The following is a 10,734-nucleotide window of genomic DNA, read 5'->3' as shown; positions in this document are numbered from 1 at the left end:
AATCTTTCGAGATATGAAAAAAGCGGTTTGACTTCCTGAAGAAGAACTGCGCCAGATGTACCATTCGTTGTATGGGAACGCAAGCCCTCGGAGTACTGTAAAAACCAGAGTAGCCCAGGCCAAATGGAGTATGATGAACAGGGAATCAAACATGCTTTATAGAGTTTTATAAGGTTTTGGCAACGGTTATGATGGTGTACTTTGAAACACAGCGATTAAGATTTCGAGACTGGAAAGTGGAAGATCTCCCAGATTTTCGGATAATGAATGACGATGACAAAGTGATGAGATATTTTGCCGAAAAGCTTACTGAAGAGGAAACTGACAGATTTTACAGCATCATACAAGCTGAATTCAGAAGTTTCGGATATGGGCTTTATGCGGTTGAAACAAAACACAATCAGGAATTCATCGGATTTATCGGCTTCCATTGGGCAAATTTCATTTCCGAATTCACTCCGTGTATTGAAATAGGGTGGCGACTTAAATCTGAAGCTTGGGGGAAGGGGTATGCTACAGAAGGTGCTAGAGCCTGTCTTAAGTATGGACATGAGATATTGAAATTCGATGAAATATATAGCTTTACATCAAAAATCAATTATTCATCTGAGAACGTGATGAATAAAATTGGAATGGTTAAAATCAGAGAATTTGAGCACCCCAATATATCTGAAGGCAGTACACTAAGAGAACATGTTCTTTATGCTTCTCGTAAATTTGCCGACACATTATAATCATGAAGCAGGTCGATTTTAAGAAATCCTTCGCGAAGACACGCTAATAAGGATTATTTCAATGAAAATAAAGCCCTAAGCAGAGTAACTCTTGCTTAAGGCTTTCTTCATTATATGCTACATGAAATCTTTCATGAAGCCTTTAATAACTTCTGTTTCAACAGGCTGCTCGATAAGTGGTGCATCCTGAAGGAAAGGAATGTAATCAGTATAGCTCTTCTTGTCTTCTCTGTAGATTATTCCTGTCGGAATCTTCTCTCCCCATTCCAGTGCTTTAGTAAAAGCCTGAATCTTGTCAGTTGGGTTGTAGGAAGTATCCTCATCCAGGTTATATACTCTTTTCTTGTACCACGCAAATGTATTGATCTTATTGAAGGTTACACATGGTTGAAGAATATCAACCAGAGCATATCCGTTATAGTTGATGGCTTCCTTCATGATGCTCTTCAGATGCTCCTTATCTCCACTGAAGGCACGGGCGACAAAACCGCATCCCAGTGCAATCGCGGAGGTCATAGGATTAATTGGAGTCGAGGTTACACCATCAGGTGTAAAGTCGGTGATATGGCCGATATCTGAAGTAGGCGAGGACTGACCCTTAGTGAGTCCGTAGATCTGATTGTCATGAACAAAATGGGTCATGTCTACGTTTCTCTTGATGTTATGGATGAAGTGATTACCACCTTCACCATAGGAATCGCCGTCACCTGTATCGATGATGACTGTCATTTTGTGGTTGACAATCTTTGCTGCTGCTGCAGGGGGAAGCGCACGGCCGTGGAGACTTTCGAATCCGTTGGCATTGATGTACTGCGGTGTCTTGGCCGCTTGACCGATTCCACCGACGACGAGTACTTTATGGGGATCTTTTCCCATTTCCTGCAGAGTTTCCTTCAGTGCATCCAGAATGGCATAATCGCCGCAACCTGGGCACCATGCGGTTTCAAATGTTACAAATTCTTTCTTCTTAATCATTTCAGTACCTCCAGAACCTTGTTTGTGATTTCCGTTGCTGACAGAGGTCGACCATCATACTTAAGAACTGAGTGATCAACTCTTATTCCAGTAACCTGACTGATGAGTGCAGCCAGCTGGCCGTTAAAGTTCTGCTCAACGTTTATGAGTACCTTGGCTTTACCTGAAAGCTCTCTCAGACGTTTCTCAGGTAGCGGCCAGATATCTCCGAATACCAGTGTTCCGAATTTCTTATCTCCGGATTCATTCAGAAGCTCGATAGCCTCAGAAAGTTGGCTGTGAAGACTTCCCCATCCTACAATGAGGACATCAAGATCTTCCTCTCCCATAAATTCAGGCTCGATAAGCTCTTCTTTCAGGAGTTCGAACTTCTTGGCTCTTTTTTCCACCATGCTGATTCTAACATCTGCCGCTTCTGTGATATTTCCCATTTCATCATGCTCGTCACTGTCTGAGTTCACCATGGTTCCCGGTACATTTCCAGGAATAAGTCTTGGTGAGATTCCGTTCTCAGTCAGCTCAAAACGCTTGTATTCTTTTCCGTTCCTGTAAATCTCTTCATCAGCCAGATGTCTTTCTATAGTCACTTTATCAACATCAAAAGGAGTTACTGTTCTCACGGCATCTGCCATGTACTGATCACCTAGAAGGATGATTGGTATCTGATATTTGTCAGCCAGGTTGAATGCACGTGCAGTCTGGTAGAATGCATCTTCAGGATGTCTCAGTGCGATGACCATTCTTGGGAATTCTCCATGAGAAGAATTGATGACAAAGTTCAGATCGCTCTGTTCAGTTCTTGTTGGTAGTCCTGTTGCCGGTCCTGGTCTCTGGATTTCCGCAATGACAAGAGGGGTCTCCATAATTCCTGCCATACCTAGAGCTTCAACCATCAGTGAATATCCTCCACCGGATGTACCGGTCATGGATCTTACACCTGCATAGGAAGCGCCGATGGCCATGTTGATTGCCGCAATCTCATCTTCAGCCTGCTCAACAACCATCTTGGTCACTTTAGACTTCCGCACGAGATAGCTCATAATCGATGTTGAAGGAGTCATCGGATAGGCACTGTAGAACTTTAGTCCTGCAGCCAGTGCACCTAATGCGATACTCTCATTCGCCTGGACCATCATGGTAGGTTCATTTTTCAGTACGGGTTCTTCGAATCGGGCTTCGACCAGTTCATGGCCTTTATTGAACGCTTCCACGTTCTGCTGAAGTACCTGGTCGTTGAACTTGTCTGCCAGGATATCTTCAAGATGAAGAACATCCATACCGTAAAGCTTCATCAATGCACCAAGTATGACACTTGACTGAACTTTAGGGTTACCGACTTCTTTTGCAATTCTTTTTGCAGGAACGGTGATCAGTCTCGGGTCGTCGGATGTGATGTCCTCATCGGCGATGATGAAACCGTCGGGGTTCAGTCTTCCGATATGCAGATCCACTGTTTCCTGATTGAGGGCGATAATCCCATCCAGATCATCTCTATGGGTTTTTACCTGGTCCTCAGAAAAACGCAGCTGGAAAAAATTGTGTCCGCCTCTTACTCTGGACATATAATCCTGAAGCGTAAACAGATGATATCCTCTGCGCTGGAGTAGTTTTGATAAGGTAAAGCTCAAGGTTTCCATACCTTGCCCTGCAGCTCCACCAATTAGAAGGTTAAAATTCATAATCCATTCACCTCGTTAAAATTATTATGCATCAATTATAACAACTCTAAATACGATATCCGACAATACATGGAAGTTTCAACATTTGGACATGATTTGGAAACAAGGTTCATGTTGAGTTAAAAGAAAACCTTTAAATATGAACAGAAAACGCCTGATGAACGCACTTTTTTGAGAGATTTCTATCATGATTATCTGAGACCGGATAATCTATAATCGAGATCATTATTCAGTGTGAAATCTTCAATTATCATCTGATATTTACACATATATGAGCAGAGCTGAAAACAGGTACTGTACTAATATTTATAGCGCTTAAGAAAAGGAATTATTCCTTGTAACTCATCATGATTAATGGCTGTTTATAACTGTTTTAGTTGATTATAATACAGATCAGATGTTTTCAGATTAATTAGAATAGAGTAACAGAATCGCATAAAAGTGATAAACTGTTATGTTAATCTACATATTTGTTAAATTTACTACTTTGCAATCCTGTAAACTATTACACAATGATTATTGAATAACTTCTTAAAAGTGCGTATTATAGTAGTGTAGACTAATATGTTGTTAGGAGGTTTAAAGTTGAGTAATTTAAAAAGAACAGCTTTAGCGGATGAGTACCAGAAATATGATGGGAAAACTGTTGATTTTGCTGGCTGGTTCATGCCAGTCGAATTCGAAGGAATTCTCAAAGAACATGAGGCAGTTAGGAATAATGTCGGACTTTTTGATGTTTCACACATGGGTGAGATAACAGTTAAGGGGAAAGATGCTTTAAAATTCGTCAATTATCTCATCACTAATGATCTTGAAAAGCTTGTGGATAATCAGGTCCTGTACACCTATCTCTGCAGAGAAGATGGTGGAGTAGTGGATGACATTCTGGTATACCGATTCAATGAAGAAGATATTCTTCTTGTCGTCAATGCTTCCAATACCGATAAAGACTATGAATGGGTACTGGAGAATAAGGGCGAGTATGAAGTCGATATTGAAAATGTTTCGAATGAAACTGCTCAGCTGGCTATTCAGGGACCAAATGCAGAATCTGTTCTACAGGGACATACTGATACAGATTTATCCGAAATCAAATTCTTCTTCGCAAGAAGAGATGTTCTGATCGATGGAATCAGCTGTATGGTTTCAAGAACAGGATACACAGGAGAAGACGGTTTCGAAATCTACCTCTCCAATGATGAAGTAGTCAAACTATATACAAATCTCATTGAGGATGGAGCTCTTCCGATTGGGCTTGGAGCCAGAGACACTTTAAGGTTTGAAGCGAATCTTCCGCTATATGGAAATGAACTCAGCGACGACTGGACACCTATCGAAGCTGGTTACGGATTCTTTGTTAAGGTGGATAAGGAAAACTTCATCGGCAAGGATGTTCTCGCCAGGCAGAAGGTAGAAGGCGTCTCAAGAAAAATAGTCGGATTCACAATGAAAGACAAGAAAATTCCAAGACATGGATACAAGGTTTTCAAAGACGGTAAAGAAATCGGTTTTGTTACCACAGGATACAAGTCCCCAACGGTCGGCGAAATTATTGGGCTGGCGATGGTGGATGTTGAACATTCGAAAGTCGGTTCAGAAATCGAAATTGAAATCAGAAACAAGATGTCAGGTGCAACCGTAAGAAACCGGAAGTTCCTAGCTAAATAATAAACAGATAAAAATATATATAAAAAGGAGATAGCAAAATGTCAACAGTATTAGAAGGGTTATTTTACACAAAGGATCATGAATGGGTAAGAGTAGAAGAGGATAAAGCATACATCGGTATCACTGATTATGCGCAGCATTCACTGGGTTCAATTGTATATGTCGAGCTTCCATCAGTTGGAGATGAAATAGAAATGGATGAGAATCTTGGAGTTGTAGAATCGGTTAAAGCGGCATCCGACATCATCATGCCTGTATCAGGTGAAGTTCTGGAAATTAATGAAGAACTTGAAGACAGTCCTGAACTGATCAATGATGCACCATATGACAACCATCTTGTCGTCGTTCAGCTTAAAGATAAGAGTGAACTGGATGATTTAATGGGGAAAGAGGATTACGAAGCATTCATTTCTGAGGAGGAGTAAACATGCATCCATACCTGCCTAACACCAGTGAAGATGTCAAGGAAATGCTTGATGTCATCGGACTAGAAACCACCGAAGATTTATTTAAGACCATTCCGGCAAATCTTAGGCTGAAAAATGAGCTTAACCTGCCGAAATCAAAATCTGAAATAGAGGTCCGGGGAATCGTGAACAGCCTCGCAGCAAAGAACAGCAGTATCGATGAACTGGTCTGTTTCCTGGGAGCAGGTTCCTATGACCACTACATACCCTCAGTCATAAGACATGTAGTATCCCGTTCAGAATTCTACACCGCTTATACACCATATCAGCCTGAAATCAGTCAAGGTACACTTCAGAGCGTTTTCGAGTATCAGAGCATGATGTGCACACTTACTGGCATGGAAGTTTCTAATGTCTCCATGTATGATGCTGCTACATCAGCATCTGAAGGTGCCATCCTTGCATCCGTTCATACCAAGAGAAAAAAGGTTCTGGTATCGAAGACAGTAAATCCTGAATATCAGGCGGTTCTTGAGACTTATCTCAGTTTCAGAGATGTGGATATAGAGTTTGTTGAAGAAAAAGACGGCGTTACAGATGTAGAGAATCTGAAAAGTAAACTGGGCGCTGAGACAGCAGGTGTCATTCTGCAATATCCGAACTTTTATGGAGTCATTGAAAATATAAAAGAAATGGAAGAGATGATCCACGAGAACAAGTCACTTCTCATCATGAGCGTTGATCCGATCGCACTTGGCGTATTAAAGAGCCCGGGTGAACTAAAAGTGGACATCGTTGTGGGTGAAGGTCAGGCGCTGGGTCAGAATCTGAATTATGGCGGACCGGTACTTGGTTTTATGGCTGCGACAAGCAAGCTTATGAGAAAAATGCCTGGTAGAATTGTAGGACAGACATTGGACAGAGAAGGAAAAAGAGCATTCGTTCTTACCCTTCAGGCAAGAGAGCAGCATATCAGAAGGTACAAAGCGACTTCAAATATCTGTTCGGACCAGACTCTGAATTCTATTACGGCGGCAGTCTACATGGCTACATTAGGTAAGCAGGGAATGAAGGAAGTTGCCATGCAGTCCTTCAAGAAAGCACATTACACTTTCGAAAAACTGACAAAGAGCGGAAAATATAGACCTTTGTTTGATCAGCCTTTCTTTAAGGAGTTTGCAGTAAAGTGTGAAAAATCTGTAGATGAAATCAACGAGGCGTTAAGAGAAAAAGGGATATTAGGCGGATTCAACCTGAAGAAAGTGAATGAAGCTCTTGGAGATTCCATGCTGATTGCGGTTACCGAAAACAGAACAATGGAAGAAATCGAGAAATTTGTTCAGATCATGGAGGAGATATAATGGCTTATGAAAAATTGATCTTTGAACTATCCAGACCAGGCAGAAAGTCTTATGCTCTCCCTGAAGATACCTTAAAAGATATGAATATCGCAGATTATATCAGTGCAGATTATCTTAGAGAGGAAGACCTTGACTTTCCTGAGGTAAGTGAGCTGGAAGTAGTCAGGCACTATACCTTATTATCGAAGAAGAATTACTCCATAGATTCAGGTTTCTATCCTTTAGGATCCTGTACGATGAAATATAATCCTAAAATCAACGAAGATGTGGCAGCTAATCCGAAGTTTGCAAGACTTCATCCTTTCCAGCCTGAAGACTCAGTTCAGGGAGCGCTTGAGGTAATGTATACCGTACAGGAGAACATCAAAGAGATTTCCGGTATGGATGCAGTCACTCTTCAGCCGGCAGCAGGCGCTCATGGTGAACTCGTAGGGTTAATGCTCATCAAGAAATACCATCAGATGAGAAATGATACAAAGAGAAACAAGATCATCGTTCCTGATTCAGCACATGGAACCAACCCTGCATCTGTTGCAGTGGCCGGCTTTGATGTGGTTGAAGTACCATCAAACAAAGATGGTTCAGTGGATATAGAAGCGCTTAAGGGCGTTCTTAATGATGAGATTGCGGGTCTCATGCTTACAAATCCTTCAACTTTAGGGCTTTTCGAGAAACATATCAAAGAAATTGCAGATCTTGTCCATGAGGCAGGAGGATTATTATACTATGATGGTGCAAACATGAATGCCATTATGGGCATAGTAAGGCCAGGAGATATGGGCTTCGACGTTCTGCATTATAATCTGCATAAGACATTCTCCACACCTCACGGCGGAGGAGGACCAGGATCAGGCCCTGTTGCGTGTAAGTCAAGTCTGAAAGAATATCTGCCGGTTCCAGTTGTCAACGTCGATAATGGAAGATACTTCCTGGATTACAGTGTGGAACATACCATAGGAAAGGTGAAGAACTATTTCGGCAACTTCGGTGTAGTCTTAAGAGCCTATGTATATATGCTTTCCATGGGTTCAGATGGATTAAAAGCTGCATCGACAAATGCTGTGCTTAATGCCAACTATATGAAGGAAAGTCTCAAGAATCACTATAAGGTAGCAGTTGATGAAACCTGCATGCATGAAGTGGTATTCGCTGGACTGAAAACCAGGACCGATAAGGTATCTACATTAGATGTTGCAAAGAGAATCATCGATTACGGATACCATCCACCAACAATGTATTTCCCGCTGATCGTTGAAGGGGCACTTATGGTGGAACCTACCGAAACGGAAAGCAAGGAAACTCTGGATGCCTATATTGAAGTGATGAAGCAGATTGCAGAAGAAGCAAAAGAAAATCCTGAGCTTCTTAAGGATGCACCACATGATACACCTGTCAGAAGACTGGATGAAGCTCTTGCTGCAAGACAGCTGATTCTTCACTGGACAAAGGAGTAAGTATGACAGAAAAAGTGATTATAATAGGCGGAGGACCTGGCGGCTATGTAGCCGCCATCCGTCTGAATAACATGGGTTTTCAGACTACACTCATAGAAAAAAACAAAGTAGGTGGAGTATGTCTCAATGTGGGATGTATTCCGACCAAAGCGCTATATAAGAGTGCTGAAGTATTCAATCAGGCAAACAAGCTTGAAAGTTATGGAATTGATTTTGAAGGAACAGTAAGACCCAATGCCGATAAGATCAGAGAAAGAAAGAATGTGGTTGTGAATACGCTTGTATCCGGAATTGAAAAGCTACTTTCATCTGCTGGTGTTGAAGTGATCTTCGGAGAAGCCAGGATAACCGGAAAAAATTCAGTTATGGTAAATGGAGAGACTCTTCATTTCGACAGACTGATTATTGCAACAGGTTCCTCGTCCTTTATTCCACCGATTAAAGGTGTCGAAAATGAAGGTGTTGTGACGAGTACAGAACTTTTGGATTTCAAGGAAATTCCTGAAGAGCTTGTCATCGTGGGCGGTGGCGTCATCGGTATGGAATTTGCAGGAATCTTTGCGAGTTTTGGTACCAAGGTCACCGTACTGGAAGCTCTGCCTGGTATTTTACCGGGGATTGATGGAGAAATCGTAAAAAGACTGAAACCTCTTCTAAAGAAGAAAAACATTGAAGTCATGACGTCCGTTATGGTAAAAGAGATTGTAAAAGACGGCGACAAACTTAAAGTGCTCATGGATGGCAAAAAAGGAAGTCTTGAAGTGTCGGGAGACCAGGTTCTGATTTCTACAGGAAGAAGAGCAAATGTGAAAAATCTTGGACTGGAAGAAGTCGGAATTGAAACAGGCAGAACAGGAATCATCGTTAATGGACACTTCATGACAAATATTGATGGAATTTACGCGATCGGCGATGTCAACGGGAAATGGCTTCTTGCCCATGCCGCATCGGCCCAGGGAGAATATGTGGCTGAACATATAGCTGGAGAACATCCTGTAATAGGGAAGTTTGTTCCAGGGTGTGTATTTGTATTCCCCGAAATTGCCAGTGTAGGCTATACGGAAGAACAGCTGAAAGCTGAGAATTTAGAATATCATACAAGCAAGTTTTTACTTGGTGCAAATGGCAAGGCGCTTTCCATGGGTGAAGGTGAAGGTCTGGTTAAAGTAATCTCGGATCTTAACCATAAGATCATTGGTGTCCACATCATGGGCGCGCATGCATCAGATCTCATCCACGAAGGCCTTCTAGCCTGCGAGAAAGGCATGACAGCAGATGATATGAAGAGTGTGATTCATGCACATCCTACACTCGCTGAAGCTTTCTTTGAAAGTGTTATGGGGCTTAAGGGTGAAGCGGTTCATATGGTTCAGCCAAGGAGATCATAATGAGATATATAATCAGCGAAAACACTGATGCATACTTTAATCTTGCATCAGAAGAATATCTGCTCAAACACACAGATGAGGATATCTTTTATCTCTGGAGAAATGATAATGCGATTATCGTAGGCAAAAATCAGAATGCATTATCTGAAATCAATGTGGATTATGTCAGGGAAAAAGAAATCAAAGTCGTTCGAAGACAGACCGGGGGAGGGGCCGTGTATCACGACCTGGGCAACATCAACTACACGTTTATTGAAAACAGCAAGAAGAATTTTAACGATTTCAGAGGTTTCTGTGAACCGATAACAAAAGCGCTCAATGAAATGGGTGTCAATGCTGAATTCTCAGGAAGAAATGATATGACAATAGACGGGAAGAAGTTCTCTGGAACGGCACAGTGCAAACATCGGGACAGGGTCATGCATCATGGAACATTACTCTTTTCATCAGTTAAAGCTGATATATCAGGAGCATTGAAACCAAGAGATATCAAATTTACAGGAAAGAGTGTCAAGTCCGTAGCATCTAGAATTACGAATATCAGTGAACATCTGGAAGAACAGATGGATGTCCTCACATTCAGAAATAGAGTGATGAATTCTGTTGCAGGTGGTATGGATCAGGTCACGACTTTTACACCTCGGGAGATTGAAGAAATTCAGAAGCTGAGAGAAGAAAAATATTCCCAATGGGAATGGAACTTCGGACAAAGTCCTAAATTTTCAATGACTAGAGAAGGACGATTCCTTGGAGGTACCCTTGAAGCGACACTGGAAATCAGAAAAGGGATAATTGATAAAATCAGAATTTACGGTGACTTTTTTGGCACTAAGGATGTTTCAGAGCTTGAAACAGCTCTTACAGGGGTAAGCCACAATGAAGAAAGTATCCTTGAGGCACTGAAAGAAGTCGACATAAACGATTATATGGTCAATATTTCCAAAGAGGATCTGATATCACTTCTTTTGTAGAATATAAAAAACAGGGTTTAAGCTTGTAGGCTTAAACCCTTGTTTAAGTATGACGGGCATGCCGTCTGACTGTGGTGAAAGTCCACAAGGGGCGTAG

The 10,734-nt window shown here is 41.7% G+C and carries 9 protein-coding genes; 7 read left to right on the top strand and 2 right to left on the bottom strand.

What is annotated here, in order from left to right; genetic code table 11:
* Window positions 1-188: 188 nt before the first annotated feature.
* Window positions 189-734: a GNAT family N-acetyltransferase gene (locus RTX25_RS14210; protein ID WP_312654571.1), complete on the top strand. Its 546-nt coding sequence runs from the start codon at window positions 189-191 to the stop codon at window positions 732-734.
* A 117-nt stretch (window positions 735-851) separates the two neighbouring features.
* Here RTX25_RS14210 and RTX25_RS14205 read toward each other — a convergent pair whose 3' ends face one another.
* Both RTX25_RS14205 and RTX25_RS14200 read right to left on the bottom strand, forming a co-directional pair.
* On the bottom strand, window positions 852-1,709 hold the full coding sequence (locus tag RTX25_RS14205) for a thiamine pyrophosphate-dependent enzyme (protein ID WP_312654569.1): 858 nt from the start codon (window positions 1,707-1,709) through the stop codon (window positions 852-854).
* Window positions 1,706-3,388, bottom strand: a complete 1,683-nt coding sequence (locus RTX25_RS14200; RefSeq protein WP_312654568.1) for a 2-oxoacid:acceptor oxidoreductase subunit alpha — start codon at window positions 3,386-3,388, stop codon at window positions 1,706-1,708. Before RTX25_RS14200 ends, RTX25_RS14205 begins: the two co-directional genes overlap by 4 nt.
* A gap of 585 nt (window positions 3,389-3,973) precedes the next feature.
* Here RTX25_RS14200 and gcvT point away from each other — a divergent pair.
* From gcvT to RTX25_RS14170, 6 genes are read left to right on the top strand one after another with little or no spacing between them, the layout of a single operon-like run.
* Window positions 3,974-5,056 (top strand): glycine cleavage system aminomethyltransferase GcvT, encoded by a 1,083-nt coding sequence (gene gcvT, locus RTX25_RS14195; protein WP_397428563.1) that lies wholly within the window; start codon window positions 3,974-3,976, stop codon window positions 5,054-5,056.
* Between the two features lie 38 nt (window positions 5,057-5,094).
* The gene (gene gcvH, locus RTX25_RS14190) at window positions 5,095-5,481 is read left to right on the top strand and encodes a glycine cleavage system protein GcvH (protein WP_312654566.1); all 387 of its coding nucleotides are present in this window, start codon (window positions 5,095-5,097) and stop codon (window positions 5,479-5,481) included.
* A 2-nt stretch (window positions 5,482-5,483) separates the two neighbouring features.
* The gene (gene gcvPA / locus RTX25_RS14185) at window positions 5,484-6,824 is read left to right on the top strand and encodes an aminomethyl-transferring glycine dehydrogenase subunit GcvPA (RefSeq protein WP_312654565.1); all 1,341 of its coding nucleotides are present in this window, start codon (window positions 5,484-5,486) and stop codon (window positions 6,822-6,824) included.
* On the top strand, window positions 6,821-8,278 hold the full coding sequence (gene gcvPB / locus RTX25_RS14180) for an aminomethyl-transferring glycine dehydrogenase subunit GcvPB (RefSeq protein ID WP_312654570.1): 1,458 nt from the start codon (window positions 6,821-6,823) through the stop codon (window positions 8,276-8,278). Before gcvPA ends, gcvPB begins: the two co-directional genes overlap by 4 nt.
* A gap of 2 nt (window positions 8,279-8,280) precedes the next feature.
* Window positions 8,281-9,666: a dihydrolipoyl dehydrogenase gene (lpdA, locus tag RTX25_RS14175; protein ID WP_312654564.1), complete on the top strand. Its 1,386-nt coding sequence runs from the start codon at window positions 8,281-8,283 to the stop codon at window positions 9,664-9,666.
* On the top strand, window positions 9,666-10,637 hold the full coding sequence (locus tag RTX25_RS14170) for a lipoate--protein ligase (protein WP_312654563.1): 972 nt from the start codon (window positions 9,666-9,668) through the stop codon (window positions 10,635-10,637). Before lpdA ends, RTX25_RS14170 begins: the two co-directional genes overlap by 1 nt.
* Window positions 10,638-10,734 lie beyond the last annotated feature (97 nt).

The sequence above is a fragment of the Proteiniclasticum sp. genome (genome assembly GCF_032054185.1).
In the GTDB taxonomy this organism is placed as follows: domain Bacteria; phylum Bacillota; class Clostridia; order Clostridiales; family Clostridiaceae; genus Proteiniclasticum.
The sequence above is the reverse complement of the archived record's forward strand: the minus strand, read 5'-3'. Positions and strand labels throughout refer to the sequence as shown.

Excerpts from the sequence above, each read along its gene's own strand:
- RTX25_RS14210 (WP_312654571.1), top strand. The coding sequence starts at position 189 with ATGATGGTGTACTTTGAAACACAGCGATTAAGATTTCGAGACTGGAAA.
- RTX25_RS14205 (WP_312654569.1), bottom strand. The coding sequence starts at position 1,709 with ATGATTAAGAAGAAAGAATTTGTAACATTTGAAACCGCATGGTGCCCA.
- RTX25_RS14200 (WP_312654568.1), bottom strand. The coding sequence starts at position 3,388 with ATGAATTTTAACCTTCTAATTGGTGGAGCTGCAGGGCAAGGTATGGAA.
- gcvH (WP_312654566.1), top strand. The coding sequence starts at position 5,095 with ATGTCAACAGTATTAGAAGGGTTATTTTACACAAAGGATCATGAATGG.
- gcvPA (WP_312654565.1), top strand. The coding sequence starts at position 5,484 with ATGCATCCATACCTGCCTAACACCAGTGAAGATGTCAAGGAAATGCTT.
- lpdA (WP_312654564.1), top strand. The coding sequence starts at position 8,281 with ATGACAGAAAAAGTGATTATAATAGGCGGAGGACCTGGCGGCTATGTA.
- RTX25_RS14170 (WP_312654563.1), top strand. The coding sequence starts at position 9,666 with ATGAGATATATAATCAGCGAAAACACTGATGCATACTTTAATCTTGCA.